Origin of the sequence: Azospirillum fermentarium, assembly GCF_025961205.1 — a bacterium.
In the GTDB taxonomy this organism is placed as follows: Bacteria; Pseudomonadota; Alphaproteobacteria; order Azospirillales; family Azospirillaceae; genus Azospirillum; species Azospirillum fermentarium.
The window spans coordinates 2,251,671-2,276,879 of the sequence record NZ_JAOQNH010000001.1; the positions used below are offsets into that span (position 1 = coordinate 2,251,671).

At 67.7% G+C, this 25,209-nt stretch carries 16 protein-coding genes; 11 read left to right on the forward strand and 5 right to left on the reverse strand.

The features are described 5' to 3' along the window. Positions 1–64: 64 nt before the first annotated feature. Complete coding sequence (locus tag M2352_RS10700; protein WP_264664475.1) at positions 65–3,709, forward strand: hydantoinase B/oxoprolinase family protein; 3,645 nt, start codon at positions 65–67, stop codon at positions 3,707–3,709. 68 nt (positions 3,710–3,777) lie between these two features. On the opposite strand, the gene M2352_RS10705 is transcribed toward M2352_RS10700, so the two are convergent. Continuing rightward, a complete protein-coding gene (locus tag M2352_RS10705) occupies positions 3,778–7,125 on the reverse strand; it encodes a HEAT repeat domain-containing protein (protein ID WP_264664476.1) in 3,348 nt (1,115 codons plus the stop codon). 409 nt (positions 7,126–7,534) lie between these two features. On the opposite strand from M2352_RS10705, the gene M2352_RS10710 reads away from it, so the two are divergent. From M2352_RS10710 to M2352_RS10735, 6 genes are all read left to right on the forward strand, one after another. Further along, positions 7,535–8,056 carry a hypothetical protein gene (locus tag M2352_RS10710; RefSeq protein WP_264664477.1) on the forward strand — a complete coding sequence of 174 codons (522 nt, stop codon included), beginning with the start codon at positions 7,535–7,537 and terminating at the stop codon, positions 8,054–8,056. A 5-nt stretch (positions 8,057–8,061) separates the two neighbouring features. Then, a complete protein-coding gene (locus M2352_RS10715) occupies positions 8,062–8,886 on the forward strand; it encodes a response regulator transcription factor (RefSeq protein ID WP_264664478.1) in 825 nt (274 codons plus the stop codon). Between the two features lie 7 nt (positions 8,887–8,893). Further along, positions 8,894–10,438 carry a sensor histidine kinase gene (locus tag M2352_RS10720; RefSeq protein WP_264664479.1) on the forward strand — a complete coding sequence of 515 codons (1,545 nt, stop codon included), beginning with the start codon at positions 8,894–8,896 and terminating at the stop codon, positions 10,436–10,438. A 138-nt stretch (positions 10,439–10,576) separates the two neighbouring features. Beyond that, a complete protein-coding gene (locus tag M2352_RS10725) occupies positions 10,577–13,126 on the forward strand; it encodes a cation:proton antiporter (RefSeq protein ID WP_264664480.1) in 2,550 nt (849 codons plus the stop codon). A 17-nt stretch (positions 13,127–13,143) separates the two neighbouring features. Beyond that, the gene (locus M2352_RS10730; protein WP_264665337.1) at positions 13,144–13,989 is read left to right on the forward strand and encodes a DMT family transporter; all 846 of its coding nucleotides are present in this window, start codon (positions 13,144–13,146) and stop codon (positions 13,987–13,989) included. Between the two features lie 111 nt (positions 13,990–14,100). Beyond that, entirely contained in the window at positions 14,101–14,490 is a 390-nt protein-coding gene (locus tag M2352_RS10735; protein ID WP_264664481.1) for a hypothetical protein, read from the forward strand. An 11-nt stretch (positions 14,491–14,501) separates the two neighbouring features. On the opposite strand, the gene M2352_RS10740 is transcribed toward M2352_RS10735, so the two are convergent. Both M2352_RS10740 and M2352_RS10745 read right to left on the reverse strand, forming a co-directional pair. Next, positions 14,502–15,584: a BsuBI/PstI family type II restriction endonuclease gene (locus M2352_RS10740; RefSeq protein WP_264664482.1), complete on the reverse strand. Its 1,083-nt coding sequence runs from the start codon at positions 15,582–15,584 to the stop codon at positions 14,502–14,504. Further along, positions 15,581–17,392 (reverse strand): HsdM family class I SAM-dependent methyltransferase, encoded by a 1,812-nt coding sequence (locus M2352_RS10745; protein ID WP_264664483.1) that lies wholly within the window; start codon positions 17,390–17,392, stop codon positions 15,581–15,583. Before M2352_RS10745 ends, M2352_RS10740 begins: the two co-directional genes overlap by 4 nt. Before the next feature lie 195 nt (positions 17,393–17,587). Here M2352_RS10745 and uvrB point away from each other — a divergent pair, with 195 nt between their 5' ends. Together uvrB and M2352_RS10755 are read left to right on the forward strand one after the other, a co-directional pair. Then, positions 17,588–19,768 (forward strand): excinuclease ABC subunit UvrB, encoded by a 2,181-nt coding sequence (gene uvrB / locus M2352_RS10750; RefSeq protein WP_406567245.1) that lies wholly within the window; start codon positions 17,588–17,590, stop codon positions 19,766–19,768. A gap of 71 nt (positions 19,769–19,839) precedes the next feature. After that, positions 19,840–21,297 (forward strand): TrkH family potassium uptake protein, encoded by a 1,458-nt coding sequence (locus M2352_RS10755; RefSeq protein ID WP_264664484.1) that lies wholly within the window; start codon positions 19,840–19,842, stop codon positions 21,295–21,297. A 28-nt stretch (positions 21,298–21,325) separates the two neighbouring features. Here M2352_RS10755 and M2352_RS10760 read toward each other — a convergent pair whose 3' ends face one another. Both M2352_RS10760 and M2352_RS10765 read right to left on the reverse strand, forming a co-directional pair. Next, positions 21,326–22,225, reverse strand: coding sequence for a manganese catalase family protein (locus M2352_RS10760; protein WP_264664485.1), 900 nt, complete (start codon positions 22,223–22,225; stop codon positions 21,326–21,328). 102 nt (positions 22,226–22,327) lie between these two features. Beyond that, positions 22,328–22,834 carry a GNAT family N-acetyltransferase gene (locus M2352_RS10765; protein WP_264664486.1) on the reverse strand — a complete coding sequence of 169 codons (507 nt, stop codon included), beginning with the start codon at positions 22,832–22,834 and terminating at the stop codon, positions 22,328–22,330. A 153-nt stretch (positions 22,835–22,987) separates the two neighbouring features. On the opposite strand from M2352_RS10765, the gene glmM reads away from it, so the two are divergent. Next, positions 22,988–24,361, forward strand: a complete 1,374-nt coding sequence (gene glmM / locus M2352_RS10770; RefSeq protein ID WP_264664487.1) for a phosphoglucosamine mutase — start codon at positions 22,988–22,990, stop codon at positions 24,359–24,361. Further along, entirely contained in the window at positions 24,362–25,162 is an 801-nt protein-coding gene (gene thiD / locus M2352_RS10775; protein WP_264664488.1) for a bifunctional hydroxymethylpyrimidine kinase/phosphomethylpyrimidine kinase, read from the forward strand. It abuts the gene before it with no gap. Positions 25,163–25,209 lie beyond the last annotated feature (47 nt).

A 25,209-nucleotide genomic window follows, 5' to 3' on the forward strand; every position in this document is an offset into this window, starting at 1 on the left:
GCGTCTGAATAGCGACACTCCTTCCCGGTTGTTTTCCAATGGACTGGACGGGAAGAGGCGGCGGATGACGACGGGGACCAGGGACGGCGGAGCGGCCGGGCGGTGGCAGTTCTGGATCGACCGGGGCGGCACCTTCACGGATATCGTGGCCCGCCGCCCCGACGGCGCCGTGGTGACCCACAAGCTGTTGTCGGAAAACCCCGAACGCTACCGCGACGCCGCCATCCAGGGCATCCGCGACCTGCTGGAACTCGCCCCCGGCGAGCCGATCACGCCCGACCGGGTGGAGGTGGTGAAGATGGGCACCACCGTCGCCACCAACGCGCTCCTAGAGCGCAAGGGCGAGCGCACCGTCCTGCTGATCACCGAGGGGTTCGCCGACCAGCTCCGCATCGGTTATCAGGCCCGTCCCGCCATCTTCGCCCGCCATATCGTCCTGCCCGAACTGCTTTACGACAAGGTGGTGGAGGTGCCGGAACGGGTGCGGGCCGACGGCACGGTGGAAAGGCCGGTGGACCTGCGTGCCGTCCGTCTCGGGCTGGAACAGGCCCATCGGGAGGGAATCCGCGCCGCCGCCATCGTACTGATGCACGGCTACCGCCATCACGAACACGAACGTCAGGTGGCCGCCATCGCCCGCGCCGTGGGGTTCGAGCAGGTCTCGGCCAGCCACGAGGTCAGCCCGCTGATGAAGATCGTCGGGCGCGGCGACACCACGGTGGTCGATGCCTATCTCTCCCCCATCCTGCGCCGCTATGTGCAGCAGGTGGCCGACGAGCTGAACGGCGTCCGGCTGATGTTCATGCAGTCCAACGGCGGCCTGACCGACGCCCGCTTCTTCCACGGCAAGGACGCCATCCTGTCCGGCCCGGCCGGCGGGGTGGTGGGGGCGGTGCGGACCGCCGCCATGGCCGGCGCCACAAAAATCATCGGCTTCGACATGGGCGGCACCTCCACCGACGTGTGCCATTACGCCGGGGAGTACGAGCGCACGTTCGAAACCGTGGTGGCGGGGGTGCGGGTGCGGGCACCCATGATGCACGTCCACACGGTGGCGGCGGGCGGGGGCTCCATCTGCACCTTTGACGGGGCGCGGTTCCGCGTGGGGCCGGAAAGTGCGGGCGCCAACCCCGGCCCGGCGTGCTACCGCCGCGGCGGGCCGCTGACGGTCACCGACTGCAACGTGATGGTGGGAAAGCTCCAGCCCGCCCATTTCCCCGCCGTCTTCGGCCCCGGCGGCGACGAGCCGCTGGACGCCGCCGTGGTGCGGACCCGGTTCACCGAACTGGCGGAGCGCATCCGCACCGCCACCGGCCGGGTGCTGACCCCGGAAGCGGTGGCGGAGGGGTTCCTGACCGTGGCCGTGGACAACATGGCCACCGCCATCAAGAAGATCTCGGTTCAGCGCGGCTATGACGTGACCCAGTACGTGCTGAACTGCTTCGGCGGGGCCGGGGGGCAGCACGCCTGCGCCGTGGCCGACGCGCTGGGCATGACGCGGGTCTATCTGCATCCCCACGCGGGCGTGCTGTCGGCCTATGGCATCGGGCTGGCCGATATGGTCGCCATTCGCGAACGCGCGGTGGAAGCGCGGCTGGACGCCCACCTGCTGCCCAAGCTGGAAGCGGTTCTCGACGGGCTGGCGGTGGAGGGGCGGGGCGAATTGCTGCGCCAGGGGGTGGAGGACTCCCGGATCATCCTGCACCGCACCGCCCACATCAAGGCCGACGGGTCCGACACCCCCCTGACCGTGCCGTTCGGCAGCGTGGAGGCCATGACCGCGGCGTTCGAGGCGGCGCACGCCCAGCGCTACGGCTTTGCCATGACGGCCAAGGCGCTGGTGGTGGAGGCGGTGGCGGTGGAGGCGGTGGGCCGTACCGAGACCGCCCCGGATCCCGACCTGCCGTGGCCGGAGAGCAAGGCGCTGCCGCGGCGGCTGGCGACGGTGAGGATGTTCACCGGCGGGCGCATGGGCGAGGCGCCGGTGTTCGACCGCGCCCGTCTGGCCCCCGGCAACCGCATTGTCGGCCCGGCGGTGATCCGCGAGGCGGTGGGAACGGTGGTGGTGGAACCCGGCTGGCTGGCCGACGTGACGGTGAAGAACCATCTGGTGCTGTCGCGCCACGAACGCCGGCCCCAGCGCCGGGCGGTGGGCACCCAGGCCGACCCGGTGATGCTGGAGGTGTTCAACAACCTGTTCATGTCCATCGCCGAACAGATGGGTTCGACGCTGCAAAAGACCGCCACCTCGGTCAACATCAAGGAGCGGCTGGATTTCTCCTGCGCCCTGTTCGACCGCGAGGGCGGGCTGATCGCCAACGCCCCCCACATGCCGGTGCATCTGGGGTCCATGGGCGAGAGTGTGCGCACGGTCATCGACCGCCGCCGCGGCGCCATGCGGCCCGGCGACGTCTATATGCTGAACGACCCCTATCATGGGGGCACGCACCTGCCCGACATCACGGTGATCTCGCCGGTGTTCGACGCGCAGGACAGCGACCTGCTGTTCTTCGTGGCATCCCGCGGCCACCACGCCGATGTGGGCGGCATCACCCCCGGCTCCATGCCCCCCGACAGCCGGTCGATCATCGAAGAAGGCGTTCTGATCGACAATTTCCTGCTGGTGGAGGCCGGCACCCTGCGGGACGAGGAAACGGTGGCGCTGCTGACCAGCGGCCCGCACCCGGTGCGCAATCTGGCCCAGAACATGGCCGACCTGAAGGCGCAGATCGCCGCCAACGAAAAGGGCGCGCAGGAGCTGCGCCGCATGGTGTCCCAGTTCGGGCTGGACACCGTGCGCGCCTATATGTCCCACGTGCAGGACAACGCCGAGGAGCAGGTCCGCCGGGCCATCGACGTGCTGTCGGACGGGACGTTCGAACTGGCGCTGGACAATGGGGCCGTGATCCACGTGCGGATCGCCATCGACCGCCGCACCCGTTCGGCGGAGGTGGACTTCACCGGCACCAGCCCGCAACTGGACAGCAATTTCAACGCGCCGGCCGCCGTGTGCCGGGCGGCGGTGCTCTATGTCTTCCGCACGCTGGTGGACGGCGACATCCCCATGAACGAGGGGTGCCTGAAACCCATCCGCATCCGCATTCCCCCCGGCTCCATGCTGGCGCCGCGCTATCCGGCGGCGGTGGTGGCCGGCAATGTGGAAACCAGCCAGTGCATCACCGACGCGCTGTACGGTGCGCTGGGCGTGATGGCGGCGTCCCAGGGGACGATGAACAACTTCACCTTCGGCAACGAGCGGCACCAGTATTACGAGACGGTGTGCGGCGGCTCCGGCGCCGGGGCCGCGTTCCACGGCACCGACGCGGTGCAGACCCACATGACCAACTCCCGCCTGACCGACCCGGAGGTGCTGGAATGGCGCTTCCCCGTGGTGGTGGAGGCGTTCCGCATCCGCCGCGGCTCGGGCGGGACGGGGCAGCACCGCGGCGGCGACGGGGTGATCCGCCGCATCCGCTTCCTGGAGGCGATGACCGCCGCCATCCTGGCCAACCACCGCCGCGTGCCCCCCTTCGGCCTCAAGGGCGGCAAGCCGGGCAGCGTGGGCCGCACCCTGGTCCAGCGCACCGACGGTCTGGTGGAGGAATTGGGTCCAACCGCCAAGGTGGAGATGCAGCCGGGCGAGACCATCATCATCGAAACCCCGGGCGGCGGCGGATACGGCAACCCCTCGGCGGCTTCGCGGGAGTGACGGCGCGGGGGCAGGGCGGAAGGGGCTGAGCCGGGGGCGGGTTTGCCTTCCGGTCCGGCCGCGGCGGTTCAGGACCGCGGTCGTTCGAGGCGGCGGATCATGGCCGCGGCAAAGGCCCGGTCATCGGGACCGAGGTCTGCGATCCGTTGCGCAAACTCGTCGAATGTCCACGTTGTCGGCTCCCCGTTCAACGCGGCGGCAAGATCGTCGGCGCGTTCCTTGTGCTCTGGTGTCGGTGCGGCAAGCCAGGTGAGGAAGGCAACGGCGGCGAGTCTGCCCGGATTTGTTTCGGGTGAGGTGAGCAGGATGTCGCTTTCTTCAAGCGCGTCATCAAACCTTCCCGCAACCACCAGCCACCCCATCCGGGCTTCTCTTGCAAGCTGCACCAGTTCGCGGATTTCGGGGTGTTGATCGTCTGCGAAGCGTTCGTTCACGGTGTCATAGGCGCTGGGGTCGTTGTCGCGCTCGGCAATGTCATAGGCCTTGTTGAAGGCCGCCTTGGCCGCCCATTCGCGGGCCTGCGGGTGTTGATCGTCGGCGAAGCGTTGGATCACGGTGTCATAGGCGCTGGGGTCGTTGTCGCGCTCGGCAATGTCATAGGCCTTGTTGAAGGCCGCCGTGGCCGCCTGTTCGCGGGCCTGCGGGTGTTGATCGTCGGCGAAGCGTTGGATCACGGTGTCATAGGCGCTGGGGTCGTTGTCGTGCTCAGCGATACGATGAGCCTTGTTGAAGGCCGCCCTGGCCGCCTCTTCGCGGACCTGCGGGTGTTGATCGTCGGCGAAGCGTTGGATCACGGTGTCATAGGCGCTGGGGTCGTTGTCGCGCTTGGCGATACGATGGGCCTTGTTGAAGGCTGCCTTGGCCGCCTGTTCGCGGGCCTGCGGGTGTTGATCGTCGGCGAAGCGTTGGATCACGGTGTCATAGGCGCTGGGGTCGTTGTCGTGCTCAGCGATACGATGAGCCTTGTTGAAGGCCGCCTTGGCCGCCTCTTCGCGGACCTGCGGGTGTTGATCGTCGGCGAAGCGTTGGATCACGGTGTCATAGGCGCTGGGGTCGTTGTCGCGTCCAGCGATATGCTCGGCAAACATGAACATTGCTTGTGAAATCCATTCACCCTCATGTTTTGGTAACGCAGCAACGCTTTCTACCTTTAACATGTCCGATAAGCCATTCCCGAAACCAGGAATGAGCGATCCACGTAATTTTATTGGAGTTCTTTCCAAGTAGTGATGTGAAGCTTCTGAGCCTTTTTGAATTAAACGCAAAACTTTATCAGCATGACACTGGCATCCAAAAGTTGAAAAATTAATTAATTCGATGATGAGATTATATTCTTCACGGAAGAGATTTTTGAATTCATTTAATTCATCAGTGAATATATCGATTAATCCAATTAATTGATAATAAAATAAATTTGATAGATTTTGAAAAATTCCGATTTTTTGATACAATGGAAGAGAAAGAGAATACAGCGCTTTCTCCCCAACCTGACGGGCCAGATCAGGGTCTGGATTGGCCGATGACAGGGGCGTGATGCAAGCTTGGAACGTATCAAGAATATCACAGGCTTCCGTGCCACCGATCAAGCGCCGCAACGCCCTGCTCAGCGACCGTGCAAAGCGGTTCGTGCCGCCCAGAGCATTGGCGCGCTGCCCAAGCCGCGCGATCCGTTCATAGCGCAGGGCGGGCCTTTGCTCGGCGAGAAGGAACATAACCAGGGGGATGTCCGATAAGAGATCGTGCCCCAGCCGCCATTCCGTGCCCTCCCCGGATGGTGTCTGGGACACCCACCCCTGGCGTTGAAGATTGTCGGAGGCGGCACGCAGTTCTTTGGGGAGGGCATCACGCAGGTCCGTGCCGAAGGGGTAAAGACACAGAAGCGTGATGAAATCCTCCGGCTCAAGGGAATCGCCGATATGCTGGCGCAAGCGTCGGGTCAGCCATGCGCCGTCATCCCGGCCGATGCCGGTTGCGTCGGTGACGCCGTGTTTTTCGAAATCATAAGCGGCCAGCGACGCGATGACGGGCACATCCAGCCCCGCAAGCTCGTGCCGGAGGGATTCCGGCACACCGCCCGCTTGCAGAATTTGGGCACAGACATGTTCCCGCCAGGGCTTCAGGCTGTCGTCGTTCAGGGAGATGTCCTGGCACGCGCGCGCGTTGAGATAGCGGGGGCCGGTCTTCGCCAGACCATCCACGCTTATGGTGCGTGATGTCGTGATCAGAAAGGCGAAACCACCGCTTTCCCGGATGACCGTCTGGTGGATCGCGTCGTATTGGCCGCTCAATTCCTCCATATAGTCGATCAGGAAAAGGATCGTCTTGTTTTCATCCTTGGCTTTTTGAATGAGGGCGCGGACCCCCTCGGCGGTGGCGTCCCGCTGGATCAGCACGCCCCGGTGGCCGGACGCGCGCCAAAGTTCCAGGGCCAGGCGGGTCTTGCCCAGCCCGCCGTCGCCGGTGATGACCAGGGGATGTTCGTAATCCTCAAGCCGTTGCAGCAGCGCTTCGATGGTCGGGCCGTCGGTGGCCGGGACATAGGCCTGCCGGTCGGGCCGCAGGCGGGCGCGCAGGCCGGTGTCGCCCGCCAGCCAGTCCGGGGATTCGAAACCGGGGGGAAGCGGTTCGGGCGGGTGCCCCCGCAGGAAATGGCGCAGGAAGACATAAGCATCGCTGTCCCGGCTGCGCGGCTTGCACATCGAGATGTGGTTTTCGTCGATCAGCGAGACCGGCAATTCCGCAACGCCGGGGTCGGCGCTGATGAACGATACGATCTTCCCCAGGAAAGCCGGGACGGACACTCCCAAAACCGTGACCGGCTTGCCCTCGCTCAAGGGAAGATGGCGCAGGCCTTCATCCCGGCTGAAGCTCTTGTACCACGAGTAGAGATCCTGGACATGCCCGTTCCCGATACGAAGCTCTTGGGTCGGGTGGGAGGGCCTGAGCGGAAAACGCACGGCATCGGCGATGTTGGCAAGCACGGCCCCCCGATGGGGGGTGCCGAAGAAGACAACCTCCTTGCTGCGCGCAAGGAGGCTCCGCGCCCGGTCATGACGGGATGAATCCCGGTCTGCCGCGCGGAAAAGCTGTTTGATGACCAGACCGCCGTAGCTGTGGCCGGCGAATACCATCGTTCCACGGCAAAGCCGGTCTTCCGCCTGCAGCCGTGCCAGCAGGTTATCCGCCACCTCGGACAGCGTCGATCCGTAATTGAACCAATGCGTCCACGGGGCGGGGTAGCCCACGAGCCAGACCGCCGTACCGGGAAAATCCTCCGCCAGCCAGTGGGGCCAAAGTTCGGGATTGTCCGGCTGGCCACCCGTCCAGGTCTTCTCCATATGCCCGGAAAGACCATGAAGGAAGAGGATGTGGCGGGACGCGTTCGCCGCATCGCCGGCAATGATACGGAGTTGCACCAAAAACTCCCCCCGACAGGATCCAAGACCTATGAATGGTGGATATTATTCCATAGGACGCTACCAGAAATCCATAGGGTGCGATCAGGGAAACCGTGTGGTGATAAGTCGTGGCTGGAATTTCATGCGCAACGGGGCGTGGCGTGAGTGATGCGCCGGCACTGTCTCTGCCCCTGCGTAAAAGGCAAAGGCTCATCCACTCTTCACCCTATTGAAAAAGGTCAAGCGTAAGCTGGAGCATTGGACCAAAAAGTGACGAAACATGGGTGCAAAAAGGGGGTACAAATCGGTCATTTAACCGACGCTTAACCAAAAGGGATTGTGATCGGCCCATCGGAAGCGGGGAACAACCGGGGACTTGACCCGTAAAATACCAGCTTCCCATCTGGATTGCTTTGAGGGCAGGGCCATGATCACCACCGCCGTTCCATCCCCCCAGCCGTGCCGTCCGTCCGGGCGCCGCGGCCTGCGTGCCGGGCTGCTGGCGGCGGCGGTTCTGGTGCTGACCGCCTGTCCGGGGGCCACGGTCCCCACCCCGCCGCCACCCGCCCGCGTAGCGGCGCCGCCGACCGCCGCGGCCCGGCCCAAGATCGTCCCCGCCCCGCCGCGCAGCCCCATCGCCCCTGCGGCCATTTCCGTACCCGACACCGCCCCCGGCGGCACGCCGGCTCCGGCGGCCCCGCTCTCCCTGGTCGGCATCAGCCAGCAGGAAGCCCGCGCGCTGCTGGGCGCGCCCACCGCCACCACCGAAGAGGCGTCGGCCATCGTGTGGGATTACGGCGGAAGAGAGTGCGGGCTCCGGCTGTTCTTCTTCATGGACGTCAACGCCCATGACTTCCGCACGCTGTCCTTCGAAACCACGGATGCCGGCAGCGGCGGCGGGGATTCCGCCCAATGCCTTGCCCGTCTCGCTGCCCAAAAAGGGAACTGACCGCCATGACGAACGCCGTGCTGACGACCCCCGTTGCCGCCGCCAACGCTTCCGCCCGCCTGCGCGTTCTGCTGGTGGATGACGACGACCTGTTCCGGGAATCCCTGGGCCTCAATCTGGCCGACGAAGGGTATGACGTGGTTCCCTTCGACCGCGGTGAACCGGCGCTGGCCTATCTGCTGGAGGACAAGCGCGCCGACATCGTGCTGCTGGACTGGCGGATGCCGAAGATGGACGGGCTGGAGGTGCTGCGGCGCATGCGTGCCCAGGGCATCGACACGCCGGTGATCTTCCTGACCCACCTGTCGGAACAGATCTACGAGGAGGCCGCCCTGTCCGGCGGCGCCATGGATTTCGTGGAGAAATCCCGCAGCCTGCCCATCCTCCTGAAGCGGATGCAGCTCATCCTGGCCGGCACCAAGACGGCGGTGGAGGACACCCGCAGCGACGCCCCCGACGTCTACCGGCTGGGGGCGCTGGAACTGCGGCTCGACACCAGCCGCGCTTATTGGAAGGGGCAGCGCATCGACCTGACCCTGACCGAATTCAACATCGTCCGGCTGATGGCCGGGCAGCCGGAAGAGGATGTGTCCTACCGCGAGATCTACGACCTCGTTCACGGCAAGGGCTTCGTCGCCGGCTATGGCCCTTCGGGGTACCGCGCCAATGTGCGTGCCTTCATCAAGCGCATCCGGCAGAAATTCCGGTCGGCGGACGGCGATTTCGACGCCATCGGCAATTACCCCGGCTTCGGCTACCGCTGGGGGGCCACGCCGGGGGCCGCCGGGCGGACCGACGAGGAGAGCGCGCTTGAGGAAGCCGCGGAGTAACCGGCGCGTGGGCCGCATCGTCCATTCCCCCATCGTCCAGTCGCTGGCCGGGCGGCTGGCGCTGCTGGCGGTGGTGTTCCTGGCGGTGCCGGTGCTGATCTTCGACCATTTCCGCCGCGCCGACGACGCCACCCACGCCCTGCTGCTGGCCAACGCCCAGCGGCAGGGGCAACTGATCGCCCGCGCGCTGGAACCGGAACTGGCCCGCGCCGGCCTGCCGAGCCCCGACCTGCGGCGGCTGGGGGAGGTGCTGGGCCGCTTCGCCGACGAACACACCCGTCTGCGCCTGCTGCTGCGGCCGACGCCGCCGGTGGGGCAGGACGGGTTTTTCTATGTGGCGTCCTCCCCCCCGGTTCCGGCGGCGGACCTGGATGGGGAGCGGGAACGGCTGCTGGAGCAGGGGGTTCTGAACCGGCTGGGCACCAGTTGTGCCGGGCGCACGCCGCTGGCCCTGCGGGTGGAGCGGTCGGGCGGGGATCAGGAAATCCTGACCTCCATCACGCCCATGGACACGCCCGCCGGCTGCTGGGCGCTGGTGACCAGCACGGCGACGGCGGCGCTGGTGGGATCGTCGCTGGGGCGGCCCTATTGGGAGACCCCGGCGGTGCAGGCGGCGGCCCTGGTCTATGCGGTCATGGCGGCCCTGGTGCTGGCGGTGATGGCCGGGCTGTGGCGCACGCTCCAGCAGTTCCGCGTCACCGCACGGGCCATGGCCGACGGCGACAGCGGCGCCGGGCGCTTTTCCCAGCGCACCCGCGTGCCGGAACTGGCCGGGGTGGCGGCGGATTTCGACCGGCTGGTGGACACGCTGCGCCAGTCGGCCCAGGCCCTGCGGCAGGCGGCGGAGGACAACGCCCACGCCTTCAAGACCCCCATCGCGGTGATCCGGCAGGCGGTGGAGCCGCTGCGCCGCACCATCGACCCCGCCGATACCCGGCCGGCCCGCGCGCTGGCACTGATCGAAGCCTCGCTCGACAAGCTGGACGGGCTGGTCGGCCACGCCCGCCGCATGGACGAGGCGGCGGCGGACCTGCTGGCCCCCGACAACCGCCGCCGCCTGGACCTGTCGGCGCTGGTCGAGCGGATGGCCGCCGCCACCGTGCCGCAACTGGCCGCCCGCGCCCAGACCATCGGCACCCGCATCACCCCCGGCCTGACGGTGCGTGCGGGGGTGGAGGCGCTGGAGACCGTCATCGACAATCTGGTGGAAAACGCGCTCAGCTTCTCCCCCCCCGGCGGCACGGTGACCATCACCCTGGAACGCCGGGGCGCGATGGCGGCGTTGACGGTGGAAGACGAGGGGCCGGGGGTGGACCCCGCCGTCCTGCCGCGGATCTTCGAACGCTACGTTTCCCACCGCGCTCCGGGGCAGGGGATGCCGGCGGCGGGCGAGGCGGGGGAGCCCCATTTCGGCATCGGCCTGTGGATCGTGCGCCGGAACATCGAGGCGCTGGGCGGCACGGTGGAGGCGGGCAACCGCAACGACCGGACGGGTTTCCGCATCACCGCCCTGTTTCCGCTGTCTCCCTCGATATCCAGGGGGTCCGTATAAACACGGATTGCCGCGGTAAAGGGCGGAAATCCACCCCATCTCACAGTTTTTTCACCATCGCCGTCTTGCTCCGCTCCCCCTCGCGGCGATAGGTTTGCCCGCTGAATTTCCGTCCCATCCGGCCGGCACAGAGGGGCCATGCACAACGTCGTTTTCTATGTCCTCGGTGTTGCGGGGCTTTTGGCGCTCATCAGCTTCCTGCCGCCGCTGGCCAAGCGTCTGGGCGTGCCCTACACCGTGCTTCTGGCCGTGGTGGGGGTGGTGCTGGGGGGCACGGTGCAGATCGGCGCCGGCATGGACAGCCTGGGCCCGGTCAGCGACTTCTTCCGCTCGCTGTCGGGGTTCGACCTGTCGTCGGAAGCGCTGCTGTACCTGTTCCTGCCGATCCTGCTGTTTGAAACGGCGCTGGTGGTCAACGTCCGCCACCTGCTGGAGGACATCGGCCCCATCCTGCTGCTGGCCGTGGTGGCGGTGTTCATCTGCACCTTCGCCGTCGGGTACGCCCTGTGGATGGTCAGCGGCTTCAGCCTGGTGTCGTGCCTGCTGCTGGGCGCCATCCTGGCGACCACCGATCCGGCGGCGGTGATCGGCATCTTCCGCGAGCTGGGGGCGCCGCGGCGCCTGACCATGCTGGTGGAGGGCGAAAGCCTGCTGAACGACGCCGCCGCCATCGCGCTGTTCGCGTTGCTGCTGGCGATGATCACCAACCACGGGGCCGGCGGGGCCATGGTCGCCGCGGGGCTGTTCCTGAAGAACTTCATCGGCGGCATGGTGGTGGGCTATGTCTGCGGGCGCATCCTGTGCCTGCTGGTCATGCCCATGCACGAACAGCCCATGGCCGAGATCACGCTGACGGTGGCGCTGGCCTATCTCACCTTCGTGCTCGCCGAACATTACGTGGGCGTGTCGGGCGTGGTGGCGGTGGTGGCGGCGGCGCTGGTGGTGGGGTCGGTCGGGCGCACCCGCATTTCCCCCGCCACCTGGGGGGCGCTGGAGGATGTGTGGAAGCAACTCGGGTTCTGGGCCAATTCCCTCATCTTCCTGCTGGCCGCCCTGGTGGTGCCGGAATCCCTCAAGAACATGGGGTGGGAGCATCTGGGGCTGCTGGTGGTGGTGATCCTGGCGGCGTTCGGCGCGCGGGCGGCCACCCTGTTCGGCCTGCTGCCCATCCTGTCCGGCGTCGGGCTGGCCCACCGGGTCAGCGGGTCGTACATGACGGTGATGACCTGGGGCGGCCTGCGCGGGGCGGTGTCGCTGGCGCTGGCGCTGGCGGTCACGGAAAAGACCGGCATCCCCGACCGGGTGCAGGATTTCGTGGCGGTTCTGGCCACCGGCTTCGTGTTCTTCACCCTGTTCGTCAACGGCACGACGCTGCGCTGGCTGATCGGCGTGCTGGGGCTGGACAAGCTGACCCCGGTGGAAGCGGCCATGCGCAACCGGGCGCTGGCGCTGTCCTTGACCTCGGTCAGCGAACGGCTGTCGTCGGCGGCGCGCAAATACCGCCTGGACGAGGCGGCCAGCACCTCGCTGCTGAACCAGTACAAGGAGCGGCTGGACGCCATCGACCGCGAAGGCTCGGGGGCCGCGTCCCCGCTGTCCACCGACGAGCGGGTGACCATCGGTCTCGTCATCCTGGTGTCGCGGGAGGAGGAGCTGTACTACCTCCATTTCGGCGAGGGCATCATCTCCCGCCGGGTGGCGGAACTGCTGGGCGGGCGCACCGCCGGCATGCTGGACGCCGTGCGCACCCATGGTCGCAACGGCTACCGCGCGGCGGAAACGCCCTTCATCGCCTTTTCCCGCTGGATGCGCTTTGCAAGCTGGCTGCACCGCCGCTTCGGCCTGCACAAGCCGCTGGCCCGCCGGCTGGCCATGCGGTTCGAGGTGCTGATGGGAGTCCGTCTGGTGCTGGGCGAACTCATTCCCTTCTGCGAGGAGCGGCTGTCGCGGGTTCTGGGGGCTGACGCCACCACCGAACTGTGCGGCCTGATGGCCGTGCGCCTGGACGAGGTGGAGCAGGCGCTGACCGCGCTGAAGCTGCAATACCCCGATTACTCCCTGGTGTTGCAGAACCGTTATCTCGGCCGTGCCGCCCTGCGGATGGAGGAGGCGGATTACCGCCTGCTCCACAGCGAATCCATCATCACGCAGGAGGTGCTGAACGCGCTGAAGGGCGATCTGGACGAGCGCCGCCGCCTGCTGGACGCCACCCCGCAACTGGATCTGAAGCTGGAATTGCCGGAACTGGTGTCGCGGGTGCCCATTTTCTCCGGTCTGGCCCCCGACCGGCTGGAGGCCATCGCCAAGCTGCTGAAGCCGCGTCTGGTGCTGCCCGGCGAGATGATCGTGCGCCGCGGCGAGCGGGGGGAGGCGATGTTCTTCGTCGCGTCCGGTGCCGTGCATGTGCTGGTCCCCGGCCTGGACGAGCCGGTGAAGCTGGGCACCGGCGATTTCTTCGGCGAAATGGCGCTGCTGAGCCGCAAGCCGCGCAACGCCGACGTGCGGGCCATCGGTTATTGCCAACTGCTGCAACTGGACGAGCGCGATTTCCGCCGCTTCCTGCAAAAGGATCCCGACCTGCGCGCCCATATCCAGGAGGTGGCGGAGGCCCGCCGCTTCCCCACGCCGCCGCCCGTGGAGGATGAGGCGAAGGCCGATGATCCCCAGACCGCGGGCAGCGCGTCCTGATGGTGCCCGCGTCCGTGATGCCGGCCGTCTTCGTGCTGCTGTGGAGCACGGGGTTCATCGGCGCCAAGTTCGGCCTTCCCTATGCCGAGCCGCTGACCTTCCTGCTGATCCGGCTGGGGTTGGTGGCCGTGGTGCTGTCCGGGGTGGCGCTGGCCGCCCGCGCCCCCTGGCCCAAAAGCTGGGGGGAGGCCGGGCGCATCGCGCTGGCCGGGCTGCTGGTTCACGGCGTCTATCTGTCGGGGGTGTTCGCCGCCATCGACCACGGGCTGCCCGCCGGGGTGACGGCGCTGATCGTCGGGCTTCAGCCGCTGCTGACCGCCGCCATCGCCGGGCCGTTCCTGGGCGAGCGGGTCAGCGGGCGGCAATGGGCCGGGCTGCTGCTGGGGCTGGCCGGGGTGGCGCTGGTGGTGTGGGAGAAGATCCGTTTCGACGCCGGCCATGTGGCCGGGTTGGCGCTGGCCCTGATGGCGCTGCTGGGCATCACGCTGGGCACCGTCTATCAGAAGCGGCACGGCACCGGCATGGATCTGCGCAGCGGCACCGCCATCCAGTATGGCGCCACCGCCGCCGTGCTGGCGGTGCTGGCCCCGGCGCTGGAAACCATGCAGGTGCGGTGGACCGGGGAGTTCGTCTTTGCCCTGGCGTGGCTGGCGGGGGTGCTGTCGGTGGGGGCTATCTTCCTGCTGTTCCTGCTGATCCGCCGGGGGGCGGCGGCGCGGGTTGCCAGCCTGTTCTATCTGACGCCGCCGGTCACGGCGCTGATCGCCTGGGGCCTGTTCGGGGAACAACTGGGCGTCCCGGCCCTGGTGGGCATGGCGGTGGCGGCAAGCGGGGTGGCGCTGGTGAACCACGGCGGCCGTTAAACCTTTTTTTCATGATCGAATGGTGTAATCCGATGTGATTTCGTGGCTTGCCGCGCCGGTTTCTCTTCGCCATAGTCAGGCGGACCGCAAGGGGCAAAAATTCGGGGTATTATGGAGACCTTCTCCCTCGACGACAGCCAGACGCTGCAGGCCATCGGCATTCTGGCCGATGTTCTGGACGGCGTGTCGGCGCAAGGCGCGCTCGACACCGTTCTGGTGTCCAAGGCCCTGCGGCAGGTTATCGCCACCAAATCGCAGCCCGCGTTCGAATTCGCCACCCGCGCCTTCAACACGCTGGACCCCGCCGTTCGGCGGCAGGTGGCGGCGGACGCCGACAATGCCGCCCGCGACACGGTGGAACTGCGCCACCGGGTGGGCGGCTTCCTCGGGACGCCCGTGCGCAAGCCCGTGCCCGCCGCGCCCTCGGCCCAGGCCGGCAGCGCCTTCCTGGCCGCGCTCAACAACCGCCGCCGTCAGACCGGCGGCGGGCGGGAAGGGTAAGGGCGCCGGCCCTACCCGATGAAGCCCGCGTTGGTGCGCAGGCTGAGCAGCAGGTCGGGTTCGGCCATGAACCACAGATAGCCGTCCACCGCCACCGCCGACAGCCGCGCCTTGGCCGGGGCGGCACCGCGGTGTTCGAACACGCTGACGAACACCACCTGCCGGTCGGCAAAGCCCGCCCGCCGGGTCATGGCCAGCAATTCGGCCTTGCGGTCCTCGGTCACCGGGCCGTCGGTGGCGACGATCTCCACGAACACCACCAAAATCTCCGGCGCGCCCAGGTCGGCCAGAACCACGTCGGGCAGCAGCTTTTGCTGGTCGATGGGCAGGCCGATGTCGCGCATCAGCGCGTCGTCCTGCGCCACCACCTTGGCCCCGCTCTCGCTGATCCACAGCACGGCGGGCTGGCGCAGGTGGCGGGGCGCGAAGTCCTCGATCACCGCCTTGGCCATCTGGGAGCTGAGGCCGGGGGCCATCATCCGGCTGCCGCCGCTGGGCAGGCGCACCTCCACCGCGTCGCGGTCGGCGACCCGGGTGCGCAGGATGCGCACGCGGGCCAATTGGTCCGGGCGCAGGTTCTGTTCGGTCCAGGCGGCGGCCAGGGCCGGGAAGTCCTCTTCCCCCGCCGTGACGACGGCGGCGAAGCTGGCGCGCAGCGCGTAGCGGCCCAGGCTGCTGGTGGTGGACACCCCCTCGCGCTGGATCACCGCGTTGTTGGTCAGCAGCCCCTGGCGCAGGGTTTCGTCGCGGATGGGTTCGCGGGTGTTGTCCTTGTACCACGGCTTGCCCAGCGCCTGGAAACCGGGGCGTACGGACTCGTCGGCGAACGACGCCCGCTCCCGCGGTTCGGTCAAGACGGCCTGGGCATCGCTCATGCGGCAGACCTGCCGCGGGGCCAGCCACACGCCGCCGTTCTCCACCGCCCCGATGTAGAGCATGGCAAAGATGGTGCGCGCCGCCATCTTGCGCACGACATAGTTGTGATCAGCGATGCCCTCGGGGAAGATGACGGGCAGCCGCTCCTGAATCACCTCCACCGGCACCAGGGCCGGCAGCTCGGGCGGGAACAGGGGCAGGTGGGGCAGATGGCTCATGGGCCGTACACCTTCCAGATCAGGGCCTCGACCGCGGCATGGTCAGCGCCTGTGTCCATCAGCGCCTGGATGCGCAGCATGTCGGCGGGGGCGGGGATGGGGGTGGCTTCCACCTCGTACGCCGACACCGCGGGTGTGCCGTTGATGCAGCGGAAGGCCAGATCCGCCGCCTCGCTGTTCAGCAGCCGGGCGATGGTGGAGGCACGCACCACCGGGGTGGTCCCGGCGGCGGGGCGGATCATGTTCAAGTGGTTTTCCACCGACACCGCCCCCTTGTGCTCGTCGATGAACGACTGGGGCAGTTCGGCGGCGATCAGCCGGCGGGCCTGCTCCAGCGCGGTGGTCCGTTGCAGCAGCACGCAGGCGCGGCGCACCACGTTGGACTGGTCGCGCGGGCCGGGGGTGAACCACAGGCGGTGGTTGCGGGTGGCCCCCTTGAACTCGAACCGGCCCGACCCGTCGGACGCCACGCATTCGGCCCAGATGACCGGGATGGCGCCGCGCGCCCGGCGGTCGTGCAGCTTGTCCTTGTGCCTATTCCACACCAGCGGTCCGGTGGACACCTCGTACCCCAGATCGGCCAGCCGGTGGGGCAGGGCCGACAGGCGGCGGGCGAGCGGCACATGGCTTTCGTGGCGGGGCAGGGTCCAGGGCCGCGACGGATCGGCGGGCAGGGCATAGGTGCCGCCCGGCTTCACCAGCGCCCCCCCCTGTTCGCGGGCGCTGAGGAACGACACCCGCACATCCCCCGCGGTCCCGCCGCGGCGGTAGACGGCCAGCAGCGTTTCCTGCAGCACGTCGGCGAACACGCCCTTGCGGGTGTCCACGAAGTCGATGGACAGCGGCGGCGCCTCGTCCACCAGCAGCCGGCGCAGGTGCTTGAAATACTCGCCGCCCAGGAATCCGGCGGGGGTGACGAAGCCCACCACCCCGCCGGGCCGGGCCAGCCGCACCGCCAGATCGGTGAACAGGCCATAGATGTTGGCGTGCCCGTACAGGCCGCGCGCCCACCGTTGCCGCTCCTCCGCCGACAGGGTGACGCGGCCATAGGGCGGGTTGCCGATCACCAGATCGTACCCGCCATCCGTGTCGATGGCCTCGTCGGGCAGGGTCAGGCTGTTGCGCACGGTGATGCCGTCCAGCCGCAGCCGCCGGCCCGCCGCCAGCATGTCGGCGGCCAGGGACGCCTCCAGGAACAGCCCGGCCATCCAGGCGGCCACCCGGTCGATCTCGAAACCCGACAGGTGGCGTTCCACATGGGCCAGCCGTTCCCGCGGGGTGCGGTCGGCCAGGGCCGCCACCATCCGCCGGGCGATGGGGGCCAGAAAGGCGCCGCCGCCGCACGCCGGGTCCAGCACGCGGGCGGTGGTCCAGTCCACCCCCGCCGCTTCCGCCTGATCCAGCAGCCGTTCGGCCAGGGCCGGGGGCGTGTAGAACACGCCCAGTTCGCCCCGATACCCCGGCGGCAGCAGGATGGTGTAGATGGAGCCCAGCAGATAGGCGGCCTCCGTCACCCCGAACCCGGCGGCGACGTCGGCCAGCGCGTGGGCCAGGCTCTTTTCCCCGGCGCGCAAGGCCCCCTTGGGCTGGCCGGCGGGCCACGGCGGGGCCAGCGTGTCGGGCACCGTCAGCAGCCAGTAATGCCCCACCGCCAGCATGGCGAAGGTCTGGGCGAAGCGCAGCCGCTCGCTGTCGCCGATCCGGGATTCGGCGAAGCGCCGCGCCGCGTTGCGCAGTTCCTTAAAGGCATCGTGGGGCGCCGGGCCGGAGAGGGAGGCCGGCACCCTGTCGTCAAGTCTGGGCGGCACGCGCGGGTCTTCGCGGAAGGGACGATGGGGCGGGGAACTCTAGGCCAACGCCCCGCCCGCCGCAACGCGGGTGAGCGGCGCATGAGCCCCCGGCGCCTCACGGGACTGGTGTGCGCCGCCGGGTGGTGACATAGTGCTCCGGTTCCTGTTCCGTACCAGTTCTCCCGTCGTTTCCGCAAGGGTGGTGATCCCATCATGGCCGTCCCCGTGTTGACCAACCCGCCCCCGCCCCGTCCGCCGCTGGCCAAGCTGATGCCCGGCAAGCGGCTGGAGGTGGTGTCGCCCTTCGAACCCGCCGGCGACCAGCCGCGCGCCATCGCCGAACTGACCGAGGGGCTGGTGCGCGGCGAGCGGGATCAGGTGCTGCTGGGCGTCACCGGCTCGGGCAAGACCTTCACCATGGCCCATGTGATCCAGACGGTGCAGCGGCCCACGCTGATCCTGGCACCCAACAAGACCCTCGCCGCACAACTTTATGGGGAGATGAAGTCGTTCTTTCCCAACAACGCGGTGGAATACTTTGTCTCCTACTACGACTATTATCAACCGGAAGCCTATGTTCCGCGCACCGACACCTATATCGAGAAGGAATCCTCGATCAACGAGCAGATCGACCGGATGCGCCACTCGGCCACCCGCGCGTTGCTGGAACGGGACGACGTGATCATCGTGGCGTCGGTGTCGTGCATCTACGGCATCGGCTCGGTGGAGACGTACTCGGAAATGACGGTGGACCTGCGCGCCGGCACCTTCGTCAACCGCAACGACCTGCTGCGCTCGCTGACCGAACTGCAGTACAAGCGCAACGACGCCGCCTTCGGGCGCGGGCTGTTCCGGGTGCGCGGCGACACGGTGGAACTGTTCCCCGCCCACATGGAGGACCGCGCGTGGCGTATCTCCCTGTTCGGCGACGAGATCGAGGCGATTCACGAGATCGACCCGCTGACCGGCGAGAAGCTGATGGCGCTGGAGGCGGTGCGCGTCTATCCCAACAGCCACTATGTGACGCCCAAGCCGACGCTGCATCAGGCGATCCAGCAGATCAAGCGCGACCTGAAGCTGCGGCTGGAGGAATTCACCCGCGACGGCAAGCTGCTGGAGGCCCAGCGGCTGGAGCAGCGCACCACCTTCGACATCGAGATGATGGCCGCCACCGGGGCCTGCGCCGGCATCGAGAACTACAGCCGCTACCTGACCGGGCGGGCGCCGGGGGAACCGCCGCCGACCCTGTTCGAATACCTGCCCAACGACGCGCTGCTGATCGTGGACGAAAGCCACGTGATGGTGCCGCAGATCGGCGGCATGTACCGCGGCGACTTCATGCGCAAGGCCACGCTGTCGGAATACGGCTTCCGCCTGCCGTCCGCCGCCGACAACCGCCCGCTGAAGTTCGAGGAGTGGGAGGCGATGCGGCCCCAGACCGTGTTCGTCTCCGCCACGCCGGGCAATTGGGAGATGGAACGCACCGGCGGCGTCTTCGCCGAACAGGTGGTGCGCCCCACCGGCCTGATCGACCCGGAGGTCATCATCCGCCCCACCGAGACCCAGGTGGACGATCTGATCGACGAGTGCAAGCAGCTCTCGGCCCGCGGCCAGCGGGTGCTGGTCACCACGCTGACCAAGAAGATGGCCGAGGCGCTGACCGAATACATGCACGAGGCGGGCTTGCGGGTGCGCTACATTCACTCGGACGTGGAAACGCTGGAACGCATCGAGATCATCCGCGACCTGCGGCTGGGCGCCTATGACATCCTGATCGGCATCAACCTGCTGCGCGAGGGGCTGGACATCCCCGAATGCGCCCTGGTCGCCATTCTGGACGCCGACAAGGAGGGCTATCTGCGCTCCAAGACCTCGCTGATCCAGACCATCGGGCGCGCGGCGCGCAACGTGGAGGGCCGGGCCATCCTCTACGCCGACAAGATCACCGACAGCATGAAGTACGCCATCGACGAGACCAACCGCCGCCGCGAACGGCAGCGGGCGTACAACGAGGCCAACGGCATCACCCCGGAAAGCGTCAAGAAATCCATCACCGACATTCTGGAAAGCGTCTATGAGCGCGGCGACCACGTGACGGTGAAGACCGGCACCGGCGATACCCAGCTTGTGGGGCACAACCTCAAGAGTGTGATCGCTGATCTGGAAAAGCGGATGAAGGCCGCCGCCGCCGACCTGGAATTCGAAGAGGCGGCCCGCCTGCGCGACGAACTCCGCCGGCTGGAGGCCATGGACCTGGGGCTGGAGGGGGAGGGCGAGGCCCTGCCCAAGATCGGCATCTCCACCGGGCGCATCGGCCGCGGCGTGCCGGCGGGCGCCGACCCCGCCGGGGGCAAGAAGAGCCGGGGCGGCGGGCGGCGGCGCAAGGGGCCGTAAGCGTGGACAGGGCGCCCTACCTCCGTTAGACAAACCGGACAGAGGCTTGGCTGAACGGGGTTGGAGCCATCGTGCACGGACGCATCACCTTTCGCCCGGTCTTTCACATCATCGGCGTGCTGCTGACCGTGCTGGGGCTGGGGATGCTGATCCCGGCGCTGGCCGACGCCGCCGTGGGCAACCCCGACTGGACCGCCTTCGTCGGCGCCAGTGCCGCCACGCTGGCGGTGTCGGGGGGCATGTACCTGGGCACGGCGGGGGAGATCGAGACCATCAGCGTGCGCCAGACGTTCCTGCTGACCGTGCTGGCGTGGGTGATCCTGGCGACGTTCGGCGCCCTGCCGTTCCTGTTCTCCAGCCTGAAGATGGATTTCACCGACGCCTATTACGAGGCCATGTCGGGGCTGACCACCACCGGCGGCACGGTGATCGTCGGGCTGGATTACGCCCCGCCGGGCATCCTGCTGTGGCGGTCGCTGCTGAGCTGGCTGGGCGGGGTGGGGATCATCGTCATGGCGATTGCCGTGCTGCCCATCCTGCGGGTGGGCGGCATGCAGCTTTTCCGCACCGAATCCTCGGACAAGAGCGACAAGCCCTTCGCCACCGTCGCCGACACGGCGGGCGGCATCATCATGACCTATCTGATCCTGACCATCCTGTCGGCGGTGCTGTTCCGGGTGGCGGGGATGAACTGGTTCGACGCCGTGTGCCATGCCATGGCGTCGATTTCGACCGGCGGTTTCTCCACCAAGGACAGCTCGCTGGGCTTCTTCGATTCCCACGCGGTGCTGTGGGCCGCCACCGCCAGCATCGTCGCCGGGGCGATGCCGCTGACGTGGTACATCCGCATGCTGCGCAACACCCGCGGGTTCGCGCGGCTGGACCGGCAGGTGTCGGCCATGCTGAAGATCCTGGGCGTCAGCATCGCCGCCATGACCCTGTGGGCCTGGCTGAAGGTGGGGCTGCCGTTCTGGGACGCCCTGTCCCACAGCGCGCTCAACGTCTCGTCGGTCATCACCACGTCGGGGTTCGTGTCCACCGACTATTCGGCGTGGGGCAGCTTCGCCATCGTGGCGTTCTTTTTCTTCTTCTTCATCGGCGGCTGCACCGGCTCCACCACCGGGTCGATCAAGATTTTCCGCTGGCAGGTCCTGGCCCAGTCCATGCGCAATCAGATGCTGCGGATGCTGAAGCCGCGGCGGGTGCTGGTGTCGCTCTACAACGACAAGCCGCTGGACCCGGACGTGGTGGATTCCGTGATCAACTTCGCCTTCGCCTATATGGCGTCGTTCGGCATCCTGGCCCTGGCCATGGCGGCGCTGGACGTGGATTTCCTGTCGGCGGCCAGCGCCGTCGCCGCGGCACTGGGCGGGGCAGGGGCCGGGCTGGGGCCGGTGGTCGGGCCGTCGGGCACCTTCGCCCCCTTGCCCGACGCCGGCAAATGGCTGCTGTGCCTGGCGATGCTGCTGGGCCGGCTGGAGGTGTTCACCGTGCTGGTGCTGCTGATCCCCAGCTTCTGGAAGGATTGAGGGGGCCGGGTGCCGGCCCCCCCGCCGCTTACGCCTTGACCGGCTTGGTGGTGCCGGCACCCGGCCCGGCGCCGAGGTCGGCCCCGGTGGTGGGGTCGATGCCGGTGCGCGACATGGTGCGCTTGGCGGTCTTTTCGATGGCCTTCATCTCGGCGGCGGCCAGCTTGACCGTGGGGTTGCCGTCGCCGCCGTCCACGGCGCACTGTTCATCGAACGAATCCACGTACTGCCACTGGTCGCCCTCGTTCCACGGGCCGCGGCTGTCGCCCTCGCCCTGGCTGGAGTTGAAATATTTGTCGGCGTAGGCGGGATTGCCCGGCAGCTTGCCCGGCGGGAAATTGTTTTCGATGGAATAGAGCGCCTTTTCGAAGGATTTCTGGTGCGCCACTTCGCGGGTCATCAGGAACCCCAGCGCGTCCTTCACGCCTGGATCGGTGGTGACGTTGATCAGGCGCTCATAGATGATCTTGGCCCGCGATTCCGCCGCGATGTTGGACCGCAGGTCGCAGGTGGGATCGCCCAGCGTGTCGATGTAGGCCGCCGTCCACGGCACCCCGGCGGAATTGACCAGCGCCGGCCCGCCGCCGTACAGCAGCGACAGGGTGTGGCTTTCGCCGCCGCCGGTGATGGTGGAATAGAGGTCGGCGGTCTCCTCCGCCCCTTCCGACAGTTTGCCCTTCACCCCCTTGGTCAGCATGGCGACGATGTTGCCGATGACCTCCAGGTGGCTCAGCTCTTCGGTGGCGATGTCGATCAGCATGTCCTTGCGGCCGGGGTCCAGTTCGCCGATGCCCTGGGTGAAATAACGCATGGCGGCGGCCAGCTCGCCCTGCGGCCCGCCGAACTGCTCCAGCATCAGGCTGGCCAGACGCGGATCGGGTTCCGACACGCGCACGGTGTACATCAGCCGTTTGTTGTGCATGAACATGGAAGCAAACCTCCCGTTAAGCCGTGGCATGGCCGAGGCTGTCCGCCCCGGTCCTGCGAGCCAACAGGAGGTTTTTGTAACCGTTCCAAACAAAAAGACCGCTTACCCTTCCGACAGAACCCTTTGCAGGAACACCAGCGTCAGCCAGCGCCCGAACTTCTGCCCCACCTCGGGCATGCGGGCGGTTTCGGTGAAGCCGGCGCGGGCGTGCAGGTACAGGCTGGTGGCGTTGTCGGCGTCGATGCCGGCCACCATGACGTGAAAGCCCTGGCCCCGGCCCCGCTCCACCAGGGCGGCCAGCAGTTGCCCGCCGATGCCCTGGCCGCGGCGGGCCGGGTCCACGTAGAGCGAATTCTCCACCGTGCCGCGGAACCCCGGCCAGGGGCGGAAGGGGCCGTAGCTGGCGAAGCCGGCCACATGCCCGGCGTCATCCACCGCCACCAGCACCGGCATGCCCTGCTCCTGCTTCAGGGCGAACCACGCCCGCTGCTCGTCGGGGGTGCGCGGGGTTTCGGTGTAGACGGCGGTGGTGTTGACCACGGCGTCGTTGTAGACGGTCAGTATGGCATCGAGATCGCCGGGGCCGGCATCGCGGATCAGAACGGGCATCGGGGGCATCCTGGCGGGAAGGGCAGCGGTTGGCCTACCCCGATCATGCCAGTGCGAAAGGGCGCTTGACCACAGGCATCCCCATTCCCAAGAAGTGTTTTCATAACGCTTTGTGCGTTACAGTACCGCACCATTTTCCCAAGGGATCTTCATATGACGCGACACCTGTTCGGCACCGACGGAATCCGCGGCACGGCCAATACCGAGCCGATGACCGCGGACATCGCGTTGCGGGTGGCGATGGCGACGGCGTTGCAGTTCCGCCGCGGGGACCATCGCCACCGGGTGGTGATCGGCAAGGACACCCGCCTGTCCGGCTATCTGCTGGAACCGGCGCTGACCGCCGGCTTCATCTCCATGGGGATGGACGTGGTTCTGGTGGGGCCGCTGCCGACACCGGCGGTGGCGATGCTGACGCGCTCGCTGCGCGCCGACATGGGGGTGATGATCTCCGCCTCCCACAACCCATACCAGGACAACGGCATCAAGCTGTTCGGCCCGGACGGCTACAAGCTGTCGGACGAGATGGAAATGGCGATCGAGGCGCGCATGGCGCTGCCCTTCGCCCCCGATCTCGCCGGATCCGCCGATCTGGGCCGTGCCAGCCGGCTGGACGACGCCACGGGCCGCTACATCGAGTATGTGAAGAACACCTTCCCCCGCGGGCTGCGGCTCGACGGGCTGAAGATCGTGGTCGATTGCGCCAACGGTGCGGCGTACAAGGTGGCGCCCAAGGTGCTGTACGAACTGGGCGCCGACGTGATCCCCATGGGGGTGTCGCCCAACGGCACCAACATCAACGACGGCTGCGGGGCCACCGCCACCAAGGCGCTGCAGGACCGCGTGGTGGCCGAGGGCGCCCACCTGGGCATCGCGCTGGACGGCGACGCCGACCGCCTGATCATGGTGGACGAGGGCGGGCGCAAGATCGACGGCGATCAGGTGATGGGCCTCGTCGCCACCTCGTGGGCCCAGGCACAGACGCTGCGGGGCGGCGGGCTGGTCGCCACCGTCATGTCCAACCTGGGGTTGGAGCGTTACCTGAAGGGGCTGGGGCTGGAACTGGTCCGTACCCCCGTGGGCGACCGCTATGTGGTTGAGCACATGCGCGAGCATGGCTACAACGTGGGCGGGGAACAGTCGGGGCACATCGTGCTCAGCGATTACACCACCACCGGCGATGGCCTCCTGGCCGCGTTGCAGGTGCTGGCGGTGATTCAGACCTCGGGCCGGGCGGCCAGCGCGGTGTGCCGGGTGTTCGATGCCGTGCCGCAGAAGCTGACCAACGTCCGCTTCGCCGCCGGCTCGGCGCCGCTGGCCGTTCCCGCGGTGAACGAGGCCATCCGCGACGGGGAGGCCCGGCTGGCCGGCAACGGCCGGCTGCTGATCCGCAAATCCGGCACCGAACCCCTGATCCGCGTCATGGCGGAAGGCGACGATGCCACATTGGTGGACAGCGTGGTGGGCGATATCGTGTCGGCCATTCAACAGGCGGTAAACCAGGAACAGACGGTAGAGGCGGCGTAAATGAAAGGTCGGGTGCTGATCGTTGCCGGGTCCGATTCCGGCGGCGGGGCCGGAATTCAGGCGGATATCAAAGCGGTCAGCGCCCTTGGCGCCTATGCCGCCACGGCCATCACGGCCCTGACGGCGCAGAACACGCTGGGGGTCCATGGCGTTCTGCCCATCGACCCGGCGTTCGTGGTCCAGCAAATGGCGGTGGTGCTGGACGACATCGGCGCCGATGCCGTCAAGGTCGGCATGCTGGCCACGGCCGAGGTGATCGAGGCCGTGGCCGCCACCTATGAAACCCGCGCGGTGAACGTGCCGCTGGTGGTCGATCCGGTGATGGTGGCCAAGGGCGGACATTCCCTGTTGGCCAGGGAAGCGGAACTGACGCTGAAGAAGCGCCTGCTGCCGCTGGCCGAGATCGTCACCCCCAACCTGCCGGAGGCCGAGGCGCTGACCGGGCTGGCAATCCACGATCTGGACGAAATGCGGCGGGCCGCCGGCATGATCCTGTCTTTCGGCGCCCGCGCGGTTCTGTTGAAGGGCGGGCATATGGAGGGGGAGCGGCTGCAGGATCTGCTGCTGACCGAGGATGGGGAGCGGGTGTTTGAAAGCCCGCGCCTGCACACCCCCCACACCCACGGCACCGGCTGCACGCTGGCCTCCGCCATCGCCGCCGGCATCGCCCAGGGGCTGAACGTGGTGGACGCGGTGACCCGTGCGCGCACCTATGTGCAGATCGCCATCGAAACGGCGCCGGGCCTGGGCCATGGGCACGGGCCGCTGAACCATCTCCACACGGTCAGGCCCTTCACCTGAGCCTGTCGGCCTTTCAGCGGTCCGAAGAAAAGCAGAGCGGCCCGGCG